The organism is Corynebacterium gallinarum (assembly GCF_014837045.1).
GTDB lineage: Bacteria > Actinomycetota > Actinomycetes > Mycobacteriales > Mycobacteriaceae > Corynebacterium > Corynebacterium gallinarum.
Window position 1 is genome coordinate 40,181 of the sequence record NZ_JACSPR010000010.1, and the last position, 21,522, is coordinate 61,702.

General features: G+C 63.4%; 20 protein-coding genes and 1 tRNA gene. 12 read left to right on the forward strand and 9 right to left on the reverse strand.

Features of this window, described 5'->3' with window-relative positions; translation table 11 throughout:
* Positions 1–4 precede the first annotated feature (4 nt).
* From H9627_RS12155 to H9627_RS12175, 5 genes are read left to right on the forward strand one after another with little or no spacing between them, the layout of a single operon-like run.
* On the forward strand, positions 5–2,128 hold the full coding sequence (locus tag H9627_RS12155) for an ATP-dependent DNA helicase RecG (protein ID WP_191734301.1): 2,124 nt from the start codon (positions 5–7) through the stop codon (positions 2,126–2,128).
* A 51-nt stretch (positions 2,129–2,179) separates the two neighbouring features.
* Entirely contained in the window at positions 2,180–2,392 is a 213-nt protein-coding gene (locus tag H9627_RS12160; protein ID WP_191734302.1) for an acetyl-CoA carboxylase biotin carboxyl carrier protein subunit, read from the forward strand.
* A gap of 2 nt (positions 2,393–2,394) precedes the next feature.
* The gene (locus tag H9627_RS12165; protein WP_191734303.1) at positions 2,395–3,000 is read left to right on the forward strand and encodes an RsmD family RNA methyltransferase; all 606 of its coding nucleotides are present in this window, start codon (positions 2,395–2,397) and stop codon (positions 2,998–3,000) included.
* A complete protein-coding gene (coaD, locus tag H9627_RS12170) occupies positions 3,000–3,479 on the forward strand; it encodes a pantetheine-phosphate adenylyltransferase (RefSeq protein WP_191734304.1) in 480 nt (159 codons plus the stop codon). The genes H9627_RS12165 and coaD overlap by 1 nt, the downstream gene beginning before the upstream one ends.
* A 2-nt stretch (positions 3,480–3,481) precedes the next feature.
* Complete coding sequence (locus H9627_RS12175; RefSeq protein ID WP_191734305.1) at positions 3,482–4,225, forward strand: TSUP family transporter; 744 nt, start codon at positions 3,482–3,484, stop codon at positions 4,223–4,225.
* A 199-nt stretch (positions 4,226–4,424) separates the two neighbouring features.
* On the opposite strand, the gene H9627_RS12180 is transcribed toward H9627_RS12175, so the two are convergent.
* The 3 genes from H9627_RS12180 to H9627_RS12190 are packed head-to-tail and all read right to left on the reverse strand — an operon-like array spanning position 4,425 to position 7,111.
* Positions 4,425–5,189 carry an amino acid ABC transporter ATP-binding protein gene (locus H9627_RS12180; protein WP_318247792.1) on the reverse strand — a complete coding sequence of 255 codons (765 nt, stop codon included), beginning with the start codon at positions 5,187–5,189 and terminating at the stop codon, positions 4,425–4,427.
* Positions 5,190–6,146, reverse strand: coding sequence for an amino acid ABC transporter permease (locus tag H9627_RS12185; protein WP_191734306.1), 957 nt, complete (start codon positions 6,144–6,146; stop codon positions 5,190–5,192). It lies immediately after the preceding gene.
* Positions 6,147–6,202: 56 nt separating this feature from the next.
* Entirely contained in the window at positions 6,203–7,111 is a 909-nt protein-coding gene (locus H9627_RS12190; RefSeq protein WP_191734336.1) for an ABC transporter substrate-binding protein, read from the reverse strand.
* A 186-nt stretch (positions 7,112–7,297) separates the two neighbouring features.
* Between H9627_RS12190 and H9627_RS12195 the strand changes: the two genes are divergently transcribed.
* On the forward strand, positions 7,298–8,122 hold the full coding sequence (locus H9627_RS12195; protein ID WP_191734307.1) for a DUF1266 domain-containing protein: 825 nt from the start codon (positions 7,298–7,300) through the stop codon (positions 8,120–8,122).
* 77 nt (positions 8,123–8,199) lie between these two features.
* Here H9627_RS12195 and H9627_RS12200 read toward each other — a convergent pair whose 3' ends face one another.
* The 5 genes from H9627_RS12200 to H9627_RS12220 form a co-directional block, all read right to left on the reverse strand.
* Entirely contained in the window at positions 8,200–9,216 is a 1,017-nt protein-coding gene (locus tag H9627_RS12200) for a DUF368 domain-containing protein (RefSeq protein ID WP_225213830.1), read from the reverse strand.
* Positions 9,217–9,289: 73 nt separating this feature from the next.
* Positions 9,290–9,547 carry a hypothetical protein gene (locus H9627_RS12205; protein WP_191734308.1) on the reverse strand — a complete coding sequence of 86 codons (258 nt, stop codon included), beginning with the start codon at positions 9,545–9,547 and terminating at the stop codon, positions 9,290–9,292.
* A 4-nt stretch (positions 9,548–9,551) separates the two neighbouring features.
* The gene (locus H9627_RS12210; protein ID WP_191734309.1) at positions 9,552–10,565 is read right to left on the reverse strand and encodes a serine hydrolase domain-containing protein; all 1,014 of its coding nucleotides are present in this window, start codon (positions 10,563–10,565) and stop codon (positions 9,552–9,554) included.
* Positions 10,566–10,571: 6 nt separating this feature from the next.
* Positions 10,572–11,018: an ArsR/SmtB family transcription factor gene (locus H9627_RS12215; RefSeq protein ID WP_404826212.1), complete on the reverse strand. Its 447-nt coding sequence runs from the start codon at positions 11,016–11,018 to the stop codon at positions 10,572–10,574.
* A 130-nt stretch (positions 11,019–11,148) separates the two neighbouring features.
* A tRNA-Leu gene (locus tag H9627_RS12220) sits at positions 11,149–11,225 on the reverse strand.
* A 155-nt stretch (positions 11,226–11,380) separates the two neighbouring features.
* Between H9627_RS12220 and polA the strand changes: the two genes are divergently transcribed.
* Positions 11,381–14,029, forward strand: a complete 2,649-nt coding sequence (gene polA / locus H9627_RS12225) for a DNA polymerase I (RefSeq protein WP_191734339.1) — start codon at positions 11,381–11,383, stop codon at positions 14,027–14,029.
* Here polA and H9627_RS12230 read toward each other — a convergent pair.
* The gene (locus H9627_RS12230) at positions 14,026–14,823 is read right to left on the reverse strand and encodes a class I SAM-dependent methyltransferase (RefSeq protein ID WP_225213831.1); all 798 of its coding nucleotides are present in this window, start codon (positions 14,821–14,823) and stop codon (positions 14,026–14,028) included. The two genes, polA and H9627_RS12230, sit on opposite strands and share 4 nt — an antisense overlap.
* A gap of 129 nt (positions 14,824–14,952) precedes the next feature.
* Here H9627_RS12230 and H9627_RS12235 point away from each other — a divergent pair, with 129 nt between their 5' ends.
* From H9627_RS12235 to H9627_RS12255, 5 genes are all read left to right on the forward strand, one after another.
* Positions 14,953–15,924, forward strand: a complete 972-nt coding sequence (locus H9627_RS12235; RefSeq protein WP_191734310.1) for a vWA domain-containing protein — start codon at positions 14,953–14,955, stop codon at positions 15,922–15,924.
* A 290-nt stretch (positions 15,925–16,214) separates the two neighbouring features.
* Positions 16,215–17,672 (forward strand): 30S ribosomal protein S1, encoded by a 1,458-nt coding sequence (gene rpsA / locus H9627_RS12240; RefSeq protein WP_191734311.1) that lies wholly within the window; start codon positions 16,215–16,217, stop codon positions 17,670–17,672.
* A gap of 658 nt (positions 17,673–18,330) precedes the next feature.
* Positions 18,331–20,400: a glucose PTS transporter subunit IIA gene (locus tag H9627_RS12245; protein ID WP_191734312.1), complete on the forward strand. Its 2,070-nt coding sequence runs from the start codon at positions 18,331–18,333 to the stop codon at positions 20,398–20,400.
* 48 nt (positions 20,401–20,448) lie between these two features.
* Complete coding sequence (gene coaE, locus H9627_RS12250) at positions 20,449–21,051, forward strand: dephospho-CoA kinase (protein ID WP_191734313.1); 603 nt, start codon at positions 20,449–20,451, stop codon at positions 21,049–21,051.
* A 105-nt stretch (positions 21,052–21,156) separates the two neighbouring features.
* A complete protein-coding gene (locus H9627_RS12255; protein ID WP_191734314.1) occupies positions 21,157–21,516 on the forward strand; it encodes a DUF4259 domain-containing protein in 360 nt (119 codons plus the stop codon).
* Positions 21,517–21,522: the final 6 nt, after the last annotated feature.

Consider the following 21,522-nt stretch of genomic DNA (forward strand, 5'->3'; position numbering starts at 1 on the left):
GCAGATGCTCGGCTGGCATGACACCCGCCTGCTCAAGGACGTCCTCCCCGCTAAGGAGGCCCGCGCCATTGAGAAGGCACTCGGTTACACCACCGCCGGGGAACTGCTGCGCCACAATGTGCGCAAATACTCCCATCACGGTTCCGGCGTTGATCTGGGTGCGGCGGAGGAGGGGGACCTGGTCACCGTCGTCGGTGAGGTGGTCCAGGCCACCAAGTCCTATACCCGCACGGGCAAGATGCTCTACAAGATCATCGTCGCCGGTGAATCGGAGCAGGTGACCATCTCGTTCTTCGGTGCGCCCTATGTCCCGAAGCTGCTGCCCCAGGGTGTGCGGGCGATGTTCACGGGCAAGGTGAAGTTCTTCCGTCGACAGCCGCAGCTGACCCACCCGGAGTTCATCGTCATCCCGGAGGCCGGTTCCGGTGGCAAGGTGACCGGCACCGGCGGCATGAAGGCGCTGGCCGCCTACGGTGATGTGGAACAGGTCGCCCGCAGCCTGGTCGAGCGCGAGTACCTGCCCATCTACTCCGGCACCGCGTCGATGACCACCTGGCGGATCATGGCCGCCATCCAGCGTGTCCTGGAGACCATGCCACCCGTGCCGGAACCACTGGGTGACACCCCGCCCGGCATGCCGAGCTTCGAGCAGGCCCTGCGCGGCATCCATGATCCCGGGGCGGAGGGGCCCGGTGCGTATGTGGACCGGCTCAAGTACAACGAGGCCCTCTCCCTGGCCACCGTGATGGCGTTGCGACGCGCCGACACCGCCTCCCGCAAGGCCCCACCGTGCCCCCGGGCACTCGGCGGGCAGCAGCGTTCCCTCATCGAGTCGCTGCCGTTCCCCCTGACCGAGGGGCAGAAGACCGTCACCCGTGAGATCAGCGCCGACATGGAACAACGCGCACCCATGTCGCGTCTACTCCAGGGTGAGGTCGGTTCGGGCAAGACCATTGTGTCCCTGCTGGCCATGCTCCAGGCCATTGATTCGGGTCGCCAGTGCGCGATGCTCGCCCCGACCGAGGTGCTGGCCACCCAGCATGCCCGCAGCCTCACCACCATCCTGGGCGCAGCGGGCATCCAGGCAAGCGTCGTCCTGCTCACCGGGTCGATGAGCACCAAGGTGCGCCGGGAGGCGCTGCTCAATGTGATCTCCGGGCAGGCGGACATCGTGGTGGGCACCCACGCCATCATCCAGGACACCGTCGAGTTCTTCGATCTCGGCCTGGTGGTGGTCGATGAGCAGCACCGCTTCGGTGTGGAACAGCGTGACCGCCTGCGCACCAAGGGCCGGGAGGGTCTCACCCCGCATCTGCTGGTCATGACCGCCACCCCGATCCCGCGCACCATCGCCATGACCGTCTTCGGTGATCTGGCGGTGTCCACCCTGCGGGAGCTGCCCGGCGGTAGGCGACCAATCCAGACGTCGGTGGTCCCGGCGGAGAAACCGGCGTGGATGACACGGGCGTGGGAACGCATCGGGGAGGAGGTCAGCGCGGGCCACCAGGCCTATGTGGTCTGCCCCCGCATCGAGGGTGACGGCGGTGTGGTCAAGATCCACGACACCCTGCAGCACCGGACCTTCCGTGATCTCACCGTCGGCATGCTGCACGGACGCATGGACCCGGAGACCAAGGACCAGGTCATGCGGGACTTCGCTGCCGGGGGCATCGATGTGTTGGTGTCCACCACGGTCATCGAGGTCGGCATCGACGTCGCCAACGCCACCGTCATGCTCATCCTGGAGGCCGACCGTTTCGGTGTCTCCCAGATCCACCAGCTGCGCGGTCGCGTCGGCCGAGGTGGGTTCGCCTCCCTGTGTCTGCTTCACACCAGTTTCGCCCTCGACTCCCCGCAGATGGGGCGCCTGCAGGCTATCGCCGCCACCTCCGATGGGTTCGCCCTGTCTGAACTGGACCTGAAGGTCCGGCAGGAGGGCGACATCCTGGGCACCTCGCAGTCCGGCAGTGACACCAAACTGCAGTACCTGTCCCTGCTCACCGACCAGCAGATCATCGAACGCGCCATCGCGGACGCCGCCGAGCTGGTCGCCCGCGACCCGGAGATGGCCATGGCGCTGGTCAGTGACATCGCCCGCGACAACCAGGATTATCTGGAGAAGACCTAAACTATTCACCCCTGCACCGGGTCCAGGTCACTCTGCGTTAGTCTGTAACACATGAAGATCTGCGCACCCTTTGCCGGAATCGTCCACTATTTCGTCGCTGAAGGCGATGCCGTCACCACCGGTGAACAACTCGGCACGGTGGAGGCGGTCAAACTCGAGGCACCCATCCTGGCACCCGGCCCCGGCGTGGTCGCCTCCGTGGCATTCGATGACTTCTCCGATGTCACCGGTGGCGATGAACTACTCACCCTGGAGGCCAAATAATCATGGGACAGACCCGCATCATCTCCGGTGAGGCCCGGGGCCGCAAGATCCAGATCCCACCGTCCGGCACCCGCCCCACCTCCGACCGTGCACGCGAGGGCCTGTTCTCCTCCCTGCAGGTCCGTTTCGGTTTCGAGGGCCAGGTGGTCCTCGATCTCTTCGCCGGTTCCGGCGCGCTCGGCCTGGAGGCCGCCTCCCGTGGCGCCGATGAGGTCGTGCTGGTGGAAAGCCACTCCAAGGCCGCGCAGATCATCCGCGCCAATGCCGGCGTGGTCAAACACCCCAACGTCCACGTCGTGGAGATGAAGGCCTCAACCTATCTCGCCACCGCACCGGATGCGCACTTCACCATGGTGTTGGCCGATCCGCCGTATGAGCTGGCCGATGAATCGGTCGTCGAGATGCTCCATGCGCTGACCCCGAAGCTTCTCGACGGCGCGGTCGTCGTCGTCGAGCGCCACGTCGGTTCCCCGGAGACCGCCTGGCCGGCGTGGCTTGTGCCCACCACCCAGAAACTCAAGAAGCGTACCTACGGCACCGCCCGGATGGACATGGCTGTGTTCGACGCGGAGCTGCTCAACAGCGACAACACCGAACAGGAGAACTGATGAAAGCCGTCTGCCCCGGATCCTTCGACCCCATCACGCTCGGCCACCTGGATATCATCACCCGGGCCGCCGCCCAGTTCGAGGAGGTCACCGTCCTGGTCACCGCCAACCCGAACAAGAACACCGGCCTGTTCACCGTGGACGAGCGCATGGAGCTCATCCGTCAGTCCACCGCGCACCTGAGCAACGTCAAGGTGGACACCTGGGCGACCCTGCTGGTGGACTACACCACCGCCCACGGCATCGGTGCGCTGGTCAAGGGCCTGCGCAGCTCCCTGGACTATGAGTATGAGCTGCCCATGGCGCAGATGAACAGGCGCCTGTCGGGCGTGGACACCTTCTTCCTGCTCACCAACGAGAAGTACGGGTATGTCTCCTCCACCCTGTGCAAGGAGGTCGCCCGCTACGGCGGGGATGTCTCCGGTCTGCTGCCCGAGGTGGTCGTCGACGCCGTGACCCAGAAGTACGCCCAGCAGTAGCGGTGGGCGCGGCGGCGATCTTCGGCATCGTCCTGCTCGGTGCCTGCATCCAGCGTGTCTCCGGCATGGGCCTCGGCCTGGTCGCAGCCCCGATCCTCGCGGTGCTCCTCGGCCCGGTGGAGGGCATCCTGGTCAGCAATGTCCTGGCCGTGATCAACGCCTCCATGACCACGGTGGTGCGCCGCCGCGATGTGGACTGGCGCCAGTTCGCCCTGATCTCCCCGGTCCTGGTGGTCGGCGCCGTGCCGGCCGCCTGGCTGCTCACCGTCGCCGACACCCCGGTGCTGCTCGCCAGCGTCGGCGTCCTCATGCTGTGCGCCCTGGGCTTATCGACGTTCGGACAGTCCCACATCCCACCCGTGAGAACCAAGGCAGCGCCACTGATTGCCGGTGTGGCCGCCGGTTTCATGAACACCCTGGCCGCCATCGCCGCCCCCGCCCTGACCGTCTACGCGCAGGCCACCCGCTGGGAACAGCGCAGTTTCTCCGCCACCCTGCAGCCGATCTTCCTCGTGGCGGGGATCGTTTCCGTGGCGGTGAAGGTCCTCGGTGGGGCGGCGGATCTGAACAACACGGATGTCTGGGTGTGGCCCGCCGGTATCGGCGGGATGATCTGCGGCATCATCCTCGGCTCCCTGCTGAGCACCCGGATCCCGACCAGCACCGCGCGCAGAGTCGCCCTGACGATTGCCACCGCGGGTGCGGTGGTGGTGCTCGTTCGCGGAATCAGCGGATTGATCGGGTAGGTTGTGGGGTGATCTTGAGCGAAGGAGGTGAGGGCGTGGCCAGAGACAGACGGATGTGGAAGATGACCCCGGAACAACTCCAGGAACATCTGATATTGAAAAACCGTGCACGACAGTTCACGGATAAGAAGAAACAAGACAATAAAAGGGCCTGCCGGGATTTCTCCCGGCGGGCCCTCCCGCTTTCCCGACTCACCTCTTATAACAGTGAGGACAGGAATTCCTGCGTGCGTGTCTGCTGGGGGTTGTCCAGGACCTGCGCCGCGGTGCCGGCCTCCACGACGACACCGTCGGCCATGAACACGACCTGGTCGGCGACCTCACGGGCAAAACCCATCTCGTGGGTGACCACCAGCATGGTCATGCCGTCGTCGGCAAGCTGACGCATCACGCGCAGCACCTCGCCGACGAGTTCGGGATCGAGGGCAGAGGTCGGTTCGTCGAAAAGCATCAGCTTGGGGTCCATCGCGACGGCACGCGCGATGGCCACGCGCTGCTGCTGCCCACCGGAGAGCTGCACGGGGTAGGCGTCGGCCTTGTGGGCGAGCCCGACCTGCTCGAGGAGTTCCATCGCGCGTGCGCGGGCGGCCTTCTCCGGCTGGCGCTTGACGTGGATGGGGGCCTCGATGATGTTGTCGATGACGGTGCGGTGGGGGAACAGGTTGAACTGCTGGAACACCATGCCGATATCGGCACGCTGGCGGGAGGCGTCCTTCTCGGAGATCTCGTAGAGCACCCCGTCGCGCTCACGGTAACCGATGAGATCCCCATCGACATAGAGGCGACCGGCGTTGACCTTCTCCAGGTGGTTCACGCAGCGCAGCATGGTGGATTTACCGGAACCGGAGGGGCCGATCAGGCAGGTGACGGATCCCTTGGGCACCTGCAGGTCAATGCCCTTGAGCACCTCGAGGCGGCCGAAGTTCTTGCACACCTGCTGGGCATCGATCATGAGGGTGGTCATCTATCTGTTCTCCTTCGGAGTATCAGGCACGACATTGACGTTGCCGGGGATTGCACCTTCGGCATCGGCCAGCGCGGCGAGCTGGCGGGCGGTGAGGTTGCGGGTGCTGCCCTTTTCAAAGTGCTTCTCCAGGTAGTACTGACCCACCATGAGCACCGAGGTGATCACCAGGTACCACGTGGCGGCCACCAGCAGCATCGGGACCGGCTCGAACAGGGAGTAAGCGATGTCCATGCTGCGGCCGTAGAGCTCCAGGGAATACGGCACCGCCACCACCAGCGAGGTGGTCTTCAGCATGGAGATCAGCTCATTGCCGGTCGGGGGGATGATGATGCGCATCGCCTGGGGCAGCACCGTGCGGCGCATGGTCAGCGACCAGCCCATGCCCAGTGCCTTGGAGGCCTCCATCTGGCCCTCCGGTACGGCCTGGATGCCGGAACGGACGATCTCCGCCATGTAGGCGGCCTCGTTCAGGCCCAGACCCAGCACCGCGAGGATGAACATGTTGGACAGGAAGTTCTGCAGATCAAGCTCCGCGAAACCGAGGTTGACGGTCTGGTAGAGCGAACCCAGCAGACCCCAGAACACCAGCTGGACGTAGATCGGGGTGCCACGGAAGATCCACAGGTACAGCCAGGCCACACCCTGCAGCACCGGGTTGCCGGACATGCGCATCACCGCGAGGGTGGCGCCGAGCACCACACCGATGATCATGGACAACACCGTCAGGGCGATGGTGTGCAGCGCGGCGGTGGCGATGCGGGTGTCAAAGAGGTAGGTCAGGTAGGTGTCCCAGCCGTAGGCCTCATTGTTGAGCGCGCCGATGATGAACCAGGCCAGCAGGGCCAGGATGATCGCGGCGGCGACCCACCTGCCGGGGTGGCGCAGTGGTCTGGCCTCGATGGGCTTCGGTGTGGCCCGGGTGGTGGACCCACCGGGGGAAACAGGTTGTGACATGTCACGTGTCCTTTTGATGAAAGTGTTGTGAAGAAGAAAATCAGGGATAGACGGTGTTAACCGGCGAGCTCGTCGAGGGGCACCTCATTGATCAGTGCCTCCTCCAGCAGGCCCTCCTCGATGCCCCACTGGGCGAGGATGCGTTCGTAGTCGCCGGAGTCGATGAGGTGCTGGAAGGCGCGTGTCGCCACGGGGGTCAGTTCGGACTCCTTGGGCAGGGCGAAACCAAAGGGTGCGGCCATGAAGATATCACCGACCAGTTCGATGTGGTCATCGGAGCGGGCCACAGCCCAGGCAGTGATGGGGGAGTCCGCAGCCAGGGCGTCCGCGCGGCCCAGGATCAGGGCGGTGGCGGCGGTGTCGGCGGTGTCATAGGCCAGCACCGTGATGGGTTCCTTGCCTTCCGCCACGCACTGCTCGGACTTGGGGCGCACATCATCGGTTTCCGCGACCGTGGTGCGCTGCACCGCGATAGTCAAGCCGCAGGCATTGTCCGGGTCGATGTCCTCCGCGCGGTCACTGCTCTGGGCCCACTGGACACCGGCGTAGAGGAAGTCGATGAAGTCGAAGTTCTCCCGGCGTTCCTCATTGTCGGTGAACCCGGAGGCCCCCAGGTCCACGGTGCCCGCCTGGACCGACGGCAGGATCAGGGAGAAATCCTGTTCCTGGGGCTGGTAGTCCAGGCCCATCACACCGGCCATGGCGCGCGCCAGATCCATCTCCACGCCGATGATCTCACCGTCGGAGTCCTTGAACTCAAACGGTGGGAACGGGGGATTGGCACCCGCGGTGAGCACACCACGCTCGGCCAGGGCTGCAGGCACCATCGCCTCGAGCTCCGGGACAGGTTCGGGGACGATCTGCTCCCAGCCCTCCGGGGTGCCCTGTTCCTCGTTGGTCACACAGGATGTCAGGGCCAGTGAGGCTGCCACGGCACCGACCACGGCCGTGACGCCACGCAGCATACGGTGGCTGCCGCGCAATCGGGTCAAACTCTCAATCATAAGGGCAGATATTACAGGTAGGTGTGCCCATTGCCCGAAGCGCCGGTGGGAGGAGCGGCTCTGCGCGGGGCGATCCGCCTTTATGGTGGGGGAACCCCCACCTTGGGATGGATAGCCGGGTACCTATGGCACAGGTAGCGTGGAGCTATGACCAGTGTGGAAATCAGAGTCGTCCTCATTCTGCTCGGCCTGGTGCTGCTGTTCGGACTGGTGATCTGGGCGATTTCCACCGTGCTGCGCCGACGCCGCATGGAGGAGATCAACAGGGGACCGGGCAACCCGGAGGAGCCGGCACCCACCCAGCCGTGGCGCAGGTTCACCGGTGCGCTGGCGGCTCCCCATGCCCGCCCGGAGTGGGTGCGGGTGCGTGAGAACAGACGTCTGCATTCCGCTGATCAGGTGTATTTCGGGTTCGCCTCGGTGCTGTCACCCTTCACCGTGATCAATGCCCTGCGCGCGGACTGGGGTGTCCGGAACGCCGATCAGGCCCGCAAACGCCTCAGCCAGGCGCAGCAGGTCATCACCGAGCATGCCGCTGCGGTGCTCGCGCAGCGGGGCCTGCCGGAGGGGACGGGGGAGCTCCGCGCGAAGCTGGTGCGCGCCGGGGCGCCCGGGGAGCTTGTCGACGACTTCCTCACCCGCACCGATGTTGCCCCCGATACACAGGTCATCATCGACACCGACGGTCTTGCCTTCGACATCGCCCGGGTGGCCAACCTCGCCCGCTGGTCGGGGTATGTCCGCTATGTTGAGCCCGATCAGTGCACGGAGCATCTGGACGCCCTGGGGATCGCTGCGGTGGCGGTGTTCCGCAGCTGGGACGATTTCGCCGACGCCTTCCTGGCAGGACAGGCCACCCGGTTCAAGGGCGGGGCCAAGCACTACACCCAGGCCGTGGAGTGGCTGCGCACCGATACGGACAGCCCCTGGTTCCGCCAGCCGTGGATCACGGCGGTGAAAACACCCCGGTAGGGCGAATGGGGGGCGGGGGTTGGACGTCGACAAGCATAAAGCGCCTCCCGGGGGAGGCGCTTTCGTTGTGTGCGGGGCTAGACCGGTTTGGTCTCGACCATGACCGCGGAGTCGAGCGTGCGGGTGGAGGTGACCCGCTCGATGAACATCACCAGGGCCACCACGACCGCACCGATGATGATCGCGGTGATCACGGGCCAGGTCTCACCGGAGGGGCTGAGCAGGTTGGCATCGGAGTCCTGCCACGGCCACAGGGCACGCAGGGAACCGAGCATGAGGCCGGCCATCACAGCGAGGGTGATGGTGCGGTGGTGCTCCAGAATGTAGGAGAGGATCTTGATGAACAGCGCGATACCGGTGATCGCACCGAGGATGAACACACCGATGACGTCCCATTCGCGGTTGGACAGCGACGACATGATCGGGGCGTAGAGGCCCACGGCCAGCAGGAGGAAGGAACCGGAAACACCCGGGAGGACCAGGGCGCACACCGCGATGGCCGCGGCGATGAAGATGATGATCAGCGACGGGTTCTCCTGCGGCGCGGAGGTGACACTTGTGCCGAAGAAGGAGATCACCGCGCATACCAGGAACAGTGGGATGAGCAGCGGTAGACGCTTCTTGGTATCACGGCCGTCCATCATGCCGATCGGCACGAGGATGGACACCGCCACCATGCCGAGGAACAGTCCGCGGGAGATCTCGGGGTGGTTCTCCACGAAGTTGGAGAGCACCGTGGACAGGGTGAACACCGCGGTAACCATGCCGACGCCCACGGCACCGAGGAACCACCAGTCGATACCGGCCACAGCCGACTTCAACCGGGAGCGGTCCTTGATGGCCACCTTGATCAGGTCGATGAGCTTCTCGCCATTGTGCAGGGCACGCTCATACATGCCGATGACCAGGGCGACTGTGCCACCGGAGATGCCCGGCACCAGCTCAGCCATGCCGATCAGTCCGCCGCGGATGATGTTCCACAGCACCGCCAGTGGCGTCTTCTTCGTCTTGGCGGGGTAGACGTGGTGGGGGGTTGTGGTGCCCGGGGAGTCCCGGAGCTCTGTCTGCGTGGCGTCGGGGTTGGTGGCGCTCATAGGATTATACGGTCTTTCGTCGCTAACGGGGGTTAAACGATTAGAACTATACGGGGATCGGGGCGGTAAATGCTTATCGACGGGCCACTGTGAGTACAGTCATGCCGGCCAGCAGGCTGGTCGCTGCCACCAGGATCCACCACACCCACACCGGGATCACCGTGTTCCAGATGGTGATGACAACTCCGAAGAACATAGTGGTGAGGATCGCCTCCACGCCCGTGCGCACCGGTGGGTGGGAGCGTCGGTGCAGGCGTCGGAAAGCCAGGAGGAGGGAGAGGGCTGCGGCGAGGATCAGCACCCAGCCGATGATGAGGTTGAAATCCCACATCAGATCACTCCTTTGTCCGGGCGTGGTTCAACAGGACCCGCCCCAGATCCTCCATGCCAGCGTTGGTGTCGGTGATGGCAAACGCCGCTGTGTTGGTGGAGGGATCAATCAGCAGCATGGACATGAAACCCCCGGTCCCACCGTTGTGGAAGACGGTGTCACCGGTGTCGTGGGCCCAGGTGTAATCCGGCAGGGGTGTGCTCAGCACATGATCAGCCCAGATCGCCATGTCCCGGGCGGAGGATCGCAGGGCACCGGCCGGTGCGTCGGCTTCCATCTCCCACGGGATGGATTCCCGCCCGCGGGTGGTCAGGCCCCGTGGGGCGTCCCCGGGTACAGATCCGGGGGTCATGAGGTAGGTGTCCTCCATTCCCAGTGGGGTCAGGATCTCATCCTGGATCAGGGTGGGGTAGGAAGTGCCGGCGGCTTCGGCCAGCAGTTGCCCCAGCAGGGCGAACCCGAAGTTGGAGTAGGCGACCTGTCCGCGGTCAGTCAGGGAGGTGGCCCGGGCGGTGTCGAAGAGTTCCTCTCGCGTGTGGTCGGCATAGGGATTGCCGCCGGTGACCGAGGCGATGAACTGCGGCAGTCCCATCTTCGCCAGACGTGGCAGACCGGAGGTGTGCGTGGCCAGCTCCTTCAGGGTGGCATCATTGATCTCTGAACCGGTGGCCTCGATGATCTCGCCGACCGTGGTGTCCAGAGTCAGTTCCCCGAGGTCGATGGCTTGGGCGAGCAGGTCCGCGGTGAAGGTCTTGGTGATGGACCCGATCTCGAACTCGGTGTGTTCATCTGATCCCAGGCCGGCAAACGTGGCCTGTCCGTCCCGGAGGATGAATGCCGAGATGTTCCGGCTGCCCGGTGGTGCGTGCTCCGCGAGGATGGCCGCCAGGGTGGGATCACCGGTGTGCCGGGTGGCGGTGGTGATGGGCCTGGGGCCGATGGCCAGGGCGAGCGCTGCGGTGGCGATGGTGGCTGTCAGGGCTGCGACGATGGTGAGAATGGTGGTGGTTCTGCGCATGGTGGGTTATGCCTCCTCCATGGCCAGGATGATCGCCAGCAGGGCCACCACCCGCTTCGGCCTGATTGAATGATGTCCGCGCGAATCCTTCTGAATCCAGCCTGCAGACTGGAGTGCGGACAGATGGTGGTATCCGGTTCCGGTGGAGGTGACGATGCCTGCCTCCACGAGCTCAGCCACGGAGGCGGGGTGATGGAGCAGATGCTGCAGGATCCGGCCCCGCACCGGATGGGCGGTGGCAGCCAGGTTGGTCATCGTCTCATCCCAGGACGCCTCGGTGAGATGCGCGGTGGGTCGCTCCCATTCATAGGCGTAGGTGGCATCCCCGATGTTGATCTCACCTCGGTAGCACACGGAGCCCGCGGCTTCTGAGCCGTCAGGGGAGGAGGTGGCGCCCTCCAGGGCATCGACACGTTCCTCCAGCGCCCGCACGCGATCGAGGAGCTCAGTCATCCTGCCAGTCTGTGATTCCATAATTCTATAGTTCCAGAATTCTAGAAGTATCGCAATGGGGTGAGGGTATGAAAAATCCGCCGCCCTCCATCCGGATAGGGATGAAGGGCGGCAGATTATCTTGCGGATATGGTGCCCCAGGTGGGACTCGAACCCACACTGGACGGGTTTTGAATCCGTTGCCTCTGCCAATTGGGCTACTAGGGCTGATGCATATGGCGTGCAGTGCTAAAGCAATATTAGACCACCGTGGAAAAACATGGAAAACCGCCCCCCGGTTAACCGGGCATGCCCCCTTGGGACACCTGGTTTTGCTCTGGCCTAGACTCGGGGAGGTGACTGAGAAGACTGACCAGACCCTGATGCTCATCGACGGCCACTCCATGGCCTTCCGTGCGTTCTTCGCCCTGCCTGCGGAGAATTTCTCCACCACAGGGGGCCAGAACACCAACGCGGTATACGGCTTTCTCTCCATGCTGGCCACCCTGCTCAAGGAGGAACAGCCCTCACATATTGCGGTGGCGTTCGATGTGGGGCGCAAGACCTTCCGCACCGACCTCTTCCCGGCCTACAAGGCCCAGCGTGAGGCCACCCCGCCGGAGTTCAAGGGGCAGGTGGAGATTCTCAAGGACGTGCTCAAGACGCTGGGGATCACCACCATCGAGAAGGAGGACTACGAGGCTGATGATGTCATCGCCACGCTGGCGGTGGCGGCGAAGCCCCTGGGCTATGACACCCTGATCGTCACCGGCGACCGTGACTCCTTCCAGCTGGTCAATGACACCACCACGGTGCTCTATCCGATGCGCGGTGTCTCCGTCCTGCACCGTTTCACCCCGGAAGCCGTGGAGGAGAAATACGGGCTCACGCCACAGCAGTACCCGGATTTCGCGGCGCTGCGTGGTGACCCCTCGGACAACCTGCCCAACATCCCGGGCGTGGGGGAGAAGACCGCCACCAGGTGGATCGTGGAATACGGCTCCCTGGACAATCTGCTGGAGCACGCCGATGAGATCAAGGGCAAGGTCGGCAACAGCTTCCGCGAGCGCCTGGATCAGGTCCGTATGAACCGCCAGCTCACCGAGATGATCAAGGACATGGAACTGCCCGTCAGTCCGGATGATCTGGAGATGCGCACCGCGGATGTCGCCGAGGTGGCCACTGAATTCGATGCGCTGGAGTTCGGGACCAACCTGCGTGAGCGGGTCCTGGCTGCGGTGAAGACCGACGGTGAGATCCCGGTCGGGGAGGTACAGGATCGGGATGAGGTGGGCGTCGATACGCTCCCGCTGGACGAGTGGCTGAGCACCCGCGGGGGACGTCCCCTGGCGGTGGCCGTGACCGGCGTGGGCACCCCGGCGACCGGGGACGCGCACTCCATCGCGATCGTGGACACCGACCGTCGCGCCGTGGTCGCTGACCTGGCGGATGTCACCCCGGAGGCTGAGAATGCCCTGGCCGACTGGCTCTCCGATGAGGCTTCCCCGAAGCTGCTCCACGGTGCGAAGGCGGTCTTCCACATGCTCGCCGGTCGTGGTTTCGAGCTGCGCGGCATCGAGCACGACACCGCGATCGCGGCCTACCTGCTGCGCCCAGGCCAGCGCACCTATGAGCTTGCCGACGTCTACCAGCGCCACCTGCAGCGTCAGCTCAACCCCAGCAACAACGGCAGTAATCAACTCACCCTCCTTGACGCCGGTGATTCCCAGGCGCTGGTGGATGAGGCCGTCGCCATCCTCGAGTTGGCGGAGGAACTGACCACCCAGCTCCAGGAGATCAACGGTTTCGAGCTGTACCGTGACCTGGAGATCCCGCTGCTCAGCATTCTCGCCCGCATGGAGGCCACCGGCATCGCCGTGGACGTGGCCACCCTCGAGGAGCAGCTGGAGACCTTCATCGACCAGGTCACCCGCGAGGAGGAGGCCGCCCGTGAGCTTGCCGACGATCCCACCCTCAACCTGTCCAGCCCCAAGCAGCTGCAGACCGTGCTGTTTGAGACCTTCGGTATGCCCAAGACCAAGAAGACCAAGACCGGTTACTCCACCGCCGCCGCCGAGATCGAGGCGCTGGCAGTGAAGAATCCACACCCATTCCTGGACCACCTGCTGGCCCACCGCCAATACCAGAAGATGAAGACCACCCTGGAGGGACTCATCCGCTCGGTGGGCTCGGATGGTCGTATCCACACCACCTTCAACCAGACCGTGGCCTCCACGGGGCGTTTGTCTTCTACCGATCCGAACCTGCAGAACATCCCGGTGCGCACCGAGGCGGGACGCAAGATCCGTTCGGGCTTCGTGGTGGGTGAGGGCTATGACACCCTGCTCACAGCCGACTATTCCCAGATCGAGATGCGCGTTATGGCCCACCTCTCCCAGGATCCGGGCCTGATCGAGGCGTACCAGGCGGGTGAGGACCTCCACAACTACGTGGGTTCGAAGGTGTTCGACGTGCCGATCGACGGTGTCACCCCTGAGCTGCGCCGCCGGGTCAAGGCCATGTCCTACGGCCTGGTTTACGGGCTCTCCGCGTTCGGCCTGTCCCAGCAGCTGGGTATCCCGGCCGGTGAGGCGAAAACCATCATGGAAAGCTACTTCGAGCGCTTCGGCGGGGTGCAGCGCTATCTTGCGGAGGTGGTGGACCAGGCGCGCAAATCCGGGTACACCGAGACCCTGTTCGGACGTCGCCGCTACCTGCCGGAACTCAACTCTGACAACCGGGTGGCCCGTGAAAACGCCGAACGCGCCGCGCTCAACGCCCCGATCCAGGGCACGGCCGCCGACATCATCAAGGTGGCGATGATCCGGGTTGACCGCGAACTGCGCACCGCCGGGGTTAAATCCCGCGTCCTGTTGCAGGTCCATGACGAACTCGTCGTCGAGATCGCCCCCGGTGAACTCGAGCAGGTCCAGGAGATCCTGGAACGCGAGATGGACAACGCGATCACACTGCGCGTGCCGCTCGAGGTCTCAGCCGGCAGTGGGCGTGACTGGGACACCGCCGCGCACTAGCGCGTTGCGACGAAAAGAGCAGTGCCCGGGAACAATCTGCCCCGCAGGGGGGACCACTGACCCCAGGTCTGGGTCAGGTCCTCCGGCCACTCCGGTTCGATGAGTCGGGTGAAGGTGAATCCGGCGTCGACAAGCTCACCGATACGCGCGCCCATCGTGCGGTGCTGCTCGGCGTAGGTGACCTGCCCGGTCTCCTCGTCTTCTTCGACGTAGCCGTCCCGGTCGAAGTAACTGGTGATCGCGGTCAGTCCGGCGGGGCCGGGATCGTCGAGGAAGATCCACCGCATGGGGTGCGTGATGGAGAAGACGAACCGGCCGCCGGGGCGGGTCACGCGGGCGATCTCCCGCATCAGGTGCGCGGAATCCTCCACGAACGGGATGGCACCGAAAACAGAGAAGACCACGTCGAAGGAGTCATCGGCATAGGGCAGTGCGGTGGCATCGGCCTGGACCAGGTGGGCATCGTGGTCGGTACCAGCGTGGCGGAGCATGCCCATGGAGATATCGAAACCGGTGACAAAGGCCCCTGGGACTTCGTGGGCGAGCCACCGGGCGCACGGGGCAGAACCGCAGCCGATCTCCAGAATGTACTTCCCCTCGAGCTCAGCTGGCCTGCCGAGTAGGCGCTCATTGTTCTCGTGCAGCATCTCTGGACACCAGTAGAACTCGCCGAAGGGGGAGTGGGCACCCAGATAGTCGGGATGACGGGAGTGGTAGTCATCGGCGTCCAGATCCCACCAGTGTCGGTTGGCGGCGGAGAAAATTGAGATGGAATCCGGGGAAATATGGTTCATGGGCTGAGGTCCTGAAACTGGAATGATGTTCGGGGCGGGAAAAGATGCCCCGGTTTTTGGGGTCTGTCGGTGAAATGTCCGCAGATCTACTGTCAGCTGGGGTAATTGCCATCTGACATGAGGAAAAATATGCTCCGATTAGTCCATTCCACCATAACTGTTCTCCTGCTCACCGCCCTGTCCCTGGGGGTGTCACCCCACGCCCAGGCCGCCGGTTCAGCACACGATGTGGTCATCATCATGGATACAACATCATCCATGGCCAATGAAATCAACCAGGCGAAGACAGATGCGCGCGCCACGGCGCAACAGATCATCTCGAGGAATCCCGATGCCCGCGTGGGATTCGTCCAGTACAAGGATTGGCAAAGTCCCATGAGAAATCGATCGGGACAGTTGTCTGCTGCCGTGTCTGAGGTGCCGCTTGGTCGGGACATGGATGCCCTGAGTGCCGCGCTCAATTCTCTGAGCATCCACGATCCCGGAAACACCACCATCCCTGAATCGGTCTATACCGGAATCATGGTGGCACTCCATGACCAGCCCTGGCGTGTGGGTGCCAAAAGGCAGCTCATCATCATCGGAGATGCTCCTGCTGATGATCCCGAATACAGGACCTGCCTGACAAAAGACGATATTGCGGCAGCTCTCGATCCCGGGGACCTTGATGTGAGGATCGTTCGGGACCATGGTTTCGGGTACAATCCACACCGCAATGTCGCCAGTTGCACGCGGTCCGTTCCCGCTGGCCCGGCGGTGCCACTGAACCAGGGCAGGGAGGAATTCTCACGACCCCGGGTTGATGTCCTCTCGCCGGAGGGAGACCTAGGCGACGGACTCAACGCCATCGTCCGATCCACCGGAGGAAAGAACTACGGATATGGCGATGATCTGACAGCCGGGCTTGATGAGGTGGTCTCCGACATCAATGTCGATGTCCTTTCCGCCCCCGGGATCTCATCCGATTCCAGTTCCGGGTCCTCGGAGATCACCCCCACCCAGATCACCACCTGGCTGGCCGCCATCCTAGCCATCGCCACGGCGATGGGTGGAGTCTGGGACACCGGGGTGCGGTTTCTCCAACCCTTCCTAAACATCTAAGCAGTCCCGGGGTCATTTCCACCGGTATTCAGTGGCCACCGGAGACACCATCCATCACATTGTTTACTTTTGTGCCTAAGATGGTGTGTTTGCGTGAATTCTATTTGCCCCAGCTGCGCGAACGCAGTAAGGTTATTAGGGCGTATCGCTGCGTTCGGTGACGGAGTGTTCTTATAGGAAAACACTCCGAGCTGTTTCGTGAAATCAAAACCCCAGCTGATGGGTGTTCGTTGAGAGATATCGCTTCCTGTCCAATCTCAATTTCCTATCCATTTCGGAGCAATTTACATATGCCCACCAACAACGCACCTCAGGTTGCCATCAACGACATTGGCTCCGCTGAGGACTTCCTCGCAGCAATCGACGCCACGATCAAGTACTTCAATGACGGCGACATTGTCGAAGGTACTGTGGTCAAGGTCGATCACGACGAGGTTCTTCTCGACATCGGCTACAAGACCGAAGGTGTCATTCCTTCCCGCGAACTTTCCATCAAGCACGATGTCGATCCTGACGAGGTTGTCCAGGTCGGCGACCAGATCGACGCGCTTGTCCTCACCAAGGAGGACAAGGAAGGTCGTCTGATCCTCTCCAAGAAGCGTGCTCAGTACGAGCGTGCATGGGGCGCCATCGAGGAGCTCAAGGAGAAGGACGAGCCGGTCACCGGTACCGTCATCGAGGTCGTCAAGGGCGGCCTCATCCTGGACATCGGCCTGCGTGGCTTCCTGCCTGCATCCCTCGTTGAGATGCGTCGCGTCCGCGACCTGGATCCGTACATCGGCCAGGAGCTCGAAGCCAAGATCATCGAGCTGGACAAGAACCGCAACAATGTCGTTCTGTCCCGCCGTGCATTCCTCGAGCAGACCCAGTCCGAGGTCCGCTCCGAGTTCCTGCACCAGCTCCAGAAGGGCCAGGTCCGCAAGGGCGTTGTCTCCTCCATCGTCAACTTCGGCGCATTCGTCGATCTCGGCGGTGTCGACGGACTGGTTCACGTTTCCGAGCTGTCCTGGAAGCACATCGACCACCCATCTGAGGTTGTCACCGTTGGCGACGAGGTCACCGTTGAGGTTCTCGACGTCGATCTCGATCGCGAGCGCGTCTCCCTGTCCCTGAAGGCAACCCAGGAAGACCCATGGCGCGTCTTCGCCCGCACCCACGCTGTGGGCCAGATCGTTCCGGGCAAGGTCACCAAGCTGGTCCCATTCGGTGCGTTCGTTCGCGTCGAAGAGGGCATCGAGGGCCTCGTCCACATCTCCGAGCTGGCTCAGCGCCACGTCGAGGTTCCGGACCAGGTTGTCACCGTTGGCGAAGAGGTCATGGTCAAGGTCATCGACATCGATCTCGAGCGTCGTCGTATCTCCCTGTCCCTCAAGCAGGCTGACGAGGACTACACCGAGGAGTTCGACCCATCCAAGTACGGTATGGCCGATTCCTACGACGAGCAGGGTAACTACATCTTCCCTGAGGGCTTCGACGCCGAGACCAACGAGTGGCTGCCCGAGTTCGACGAGCAGCGTCAGGCTTGGGAGGCTCGTTACGCCGAGTCCGAGCGTCGCTTCCAGGCTCACACCGCTCAGATCGAGCGTCGTCGCCAGCAGGCGGAAGAAGCAGCTGCCGAGGCTCCGGCCGGCAACTACTCCTCCGAGTCTGAGGACGCAGCTCCTTCCGCAGCAGTGGAAGAAACCGGTGGCTCCCTGGCCTCCGACGAGCAGCTCGCCGCACTGCGCGAGAAGCTCGCAGGAAACTAATCGCCTGCACCCCTTCGCTGGGCATTCACACTGACGTTGACGGTGTGAACACCTGACGGATTGCTCCGCACGACGCCCTGTCCTGCGCGTGGAACCAACTTGGTTCCGCGTTGCAGGACAGGGCGTTGTTGTCGTTTCTGGCTATCTTTACGGGTTGCTCTTCCAAGGAGTGGTCGTTAACTGATTCGCTACACTGGTTATATCAAGTACTTTTTTATAAGAATGCCTCTATATACAAGTTAAATGTATAAACAGACCCCACCGGACATTTCTATTTTTGAAACTGTGACATTTTTCCGGACATGTGGCTTGTTTCCCCCCGCAGTCGGACTTACACTAATAGAGACTTACCACTAAGTCGGGCATGAGTGTGCTGGTTCACACATCGCCCCGTGGTTGATCACCCGCCTGGTTTCATTGGGGCACGGTGGCTGGATCGGTAAAGGTATGACCGGTCGGGCCGAAGTGCAATCGATTTCTTGAAACCGCAGGTCATCAGCGCGGGTGATGTTCCCTCAGTGATCACTCCACCCGAGGTAGCCGGTAGGCGCTGGCGGACCGACCCCGGTTCTGACCAGCCCCGTCTCGTAGTTGGATCCAGGGCGCGTTGACCTACCCAGTCGACACACCGGGACCCACGCGTTCAGAAAGGTTTGACATGGCGTCTAAAGTGACGACGACATCGCAACACATCCTGGATAACCTTGGTGGGCCTGAGAACATCACCTCGATGACTCACTGCGCCACACGCCTGCGTGTCCAGGTCAAGGACCAGTCGGCAGTAGACCAGTCGGCGCTGGACTCCGACCCCGCCGTTCTCGGTGTCGTGCCTCAGGGCTCCACCGGCATGCAGGTGGTCATGGGTGGTTCCGTGGCCAACTACTACCAGGAGATCCTCAAGCTCGACGGCATGCAGGGCTTCCGCGACGGTGAGGCCGCACCCGCCGCCGGCTCCAAGGAATACGGCGGTGTGCGAGGCAAGTACTCCTGGGTGGACTACGGTTTCGAATTCCTCTCCGACACCTTCCGTCCGATCCTGTGGGCCCTGCTCGGCGCCTCGCTGATCATCACCCTCCTGGTGCTGGCCGACACCTTCGGCCTCCAGGACTTCCGTGCACCGATGGATGAGCAGCCGGACACCTACGTGTTCCTGCATGCCATGTGGCGTTCGGTGTTCTACTTCCTGCCGATCATGGTCGGTGCGACCGCCGCCCGTAAGCTCGGCGCCAATGAGTGGGTCGGTGCCGCCATCCCGGCCGCGCTGCTCACCCCGGAATTCCTCGCACTGGGCTCCGCCGGTGACACCGTCACCGTCTTCGGCCTGCCCATGGTCATCAACGACTACTCCGGCCAGGTCTTCCCACCCTTGATCGCCGCCGTCGGCCTGTACTGGGTGGAGAAACTGCTGAAGAAGATCATCCCCGAAGCTGTGCAGATGGTGTTCGTGCCGTTCTTCTCCCTGCTGATCATGATCCCGGCCACCGCATTCCTGCTCGGCCCCTTCGGTATCGGCGTGGGTAACGGCATCTCCACCATGCTGGAGAGCATCAACAACTTCAGCCCGTTCATCCTCTCCATCGTGATTCCGCTGCTGTACCCGTTCCTGGTGCCGCTGGGTCTGCACTGGCCACTCAACGCCATCATGATCCAGAACATCAACACCCTGGGCTATGACTTCATCCAGGGCCCGATGGGTGCCTGGAACTTCGCCTGTTTCGGTCTGGTCACCGGTGTCTTCATCCTGGCCATCAAGGAACGCAATAAGGCCATGCGCCAGGTCTCCCTGGGCGGTATGCTCGCCGGCCTGCTCGGTGGTATCTCCGAACCGTCCCTCTACGGTGTGCTGCTGCGCTTCAAAAAGACCTACTTCCGTCTCCTGCCGGGTTGTTTCGTCGGCGGTGTGGTCATGGGTATCTTCGATATCAAGGCCTATGCCTTCGTGTTTACCTCCCTGCTGACCATCCCGGCGATGGATCCGTGGTTGGGTTACACCGTCGGTATCGCCGCGGCCTTCTTCACCTCCATGCTCCTGGTGCTCTTCTTCGACTACCGCTCCGCTGATGAGCGCGCAGAGGTCCAGGCACAGCTGGAGGCCACCCGGGCCGCCGAGGCAGGGGAGACCCCCAACTCCCCGGCCGCTGCCGCCGCAGCCACCAACGCACCAGCTGCCTCCGGTGCCGCAACCGCAGCAACGGCAACTGCCGCCTCTGCAACCACTACAGCCACCGCGCCTACAGCGACCACCCGCAGGGTGCTCGCAGCCGGTGAGATCGCTGAGCTCACCGCACCGCTGGAGGGCGCAGCCGTGCCCCTGTCCGAGGTGCCTGATCCGATCTTCGCCGCCGAGAAACTTGGCCCCGGTGTTGCCATCGAACCGACCGGCAACGTGGTGGTCGCACCGGCCAACGCCACGGTGCTCACCGTCCAGAAATCCGGTCACGCTGTCGGCCTGCGCCTGGAGTCTGGTGTGGAACTGCTCATCCACGTCGGTCTGGACACCGTCCAGCTCGAGGGCGAGGGCTTCGAGGTCCACGTTGAGCGCAAACAGCAGGTGAGTGCCGGTGACAAGCTGATCACCTTCGATCCGGAGTTCATCCGGGCCAAGGGGCTGCCCCTGATCACCCCGGTGGTGGTGACCAACGCGCAGAAGTTCGGCTCCATCGAGGGCCACCCGGCTCAGGCGGTGGATGCCTCCACCAGCATCATCACGGTCACGGGCAAGGAGTAGACCTCCTAAGGCCCACATGATTGACGTTTAGGCACTAATCTGGGGCGCATGTTGCGCATTGGATTAACCGGAGGGATCGGCAGCGGTAAATCAACCGTTGCCGATCTTTTGTCAGCTGAAGGCTTCCTCATCATCGACGCCGACGCGATCGCCCGCGATATCGTCGAACCCGGCCAGCCGGCTCTCACCGAGCTGGTCGAGGCGTTTGGGGAGGACATCCTCCACCCCGACGGCACCCTCAACCGCCCGGGCCTCGCGGCCAAGGCGTTTGTCAGTTCCGAGCAGACCGCTCTGCTCAATTCCATCACCCATCCCCGCATCGCGGAGGAGACCGCCCGCAGGTTCGCCGAGGCGGAGGCAGCCGGCACGAAGGCCGCGGTCTACGACATGCCCCTGCTGGTGGATAAGGGGCTTGACCGCAAGATGGATCTCGTGGTGGTCGTTGATGTGGAGGAGGACGAACGGGTGCGGCGGCTCGTCGCAAAGCGCGGTCTGGAGGAGGACGACGTCCGACGTCGCATCGCCTCCCAGGTCCCAGACGAGATCCGCCTCAAGGCGGCCGACATTGTCATCGACAACAACGGCCCCGTCGAGGACCTGCGCGCCCAGGCCGACCGGCTCATCGCGGAGATCCTCACCCGCATCAAGTAACCCCCGTCCGTCCAGGCCGGCCCCCGCAGTCAGGGGGTCGGTCTTTGTGCTTTTCGACGGATCCAATCCTGCACGCACCCGACCCGGCCCGGTAGTCTATCCCGCATGGATATCTGGAACACCGGCCCCTTTGACAATGAAGAAGCCCAGGAGGTCCTGGCGGACCTGCGCAAAGATGAGCTCTACCTGGATGAGCTGCTGCCTGATGCGGGCAACCGCTATATCGAGAAGGACCAGGGGGCGATGATCATCGCACTGGCACACCTGGCCGCCGGCAACCAGCCGGAGGAGGGCGGCGACGTCGACGCCGCCGCGCTGCAGACCCCGGAGATGAGGGAGCGTCTGCGTCAATGCCTGGAGGCCGTGCTCATCGACGGCACCGTCTCCGGTCTCTACGCCCACTGGCAGGAGCAGGGTGAGCAGCTGCACGAGTGGAAGGCACGCTCACACGTTGCCCTGAAGTAGGGCATT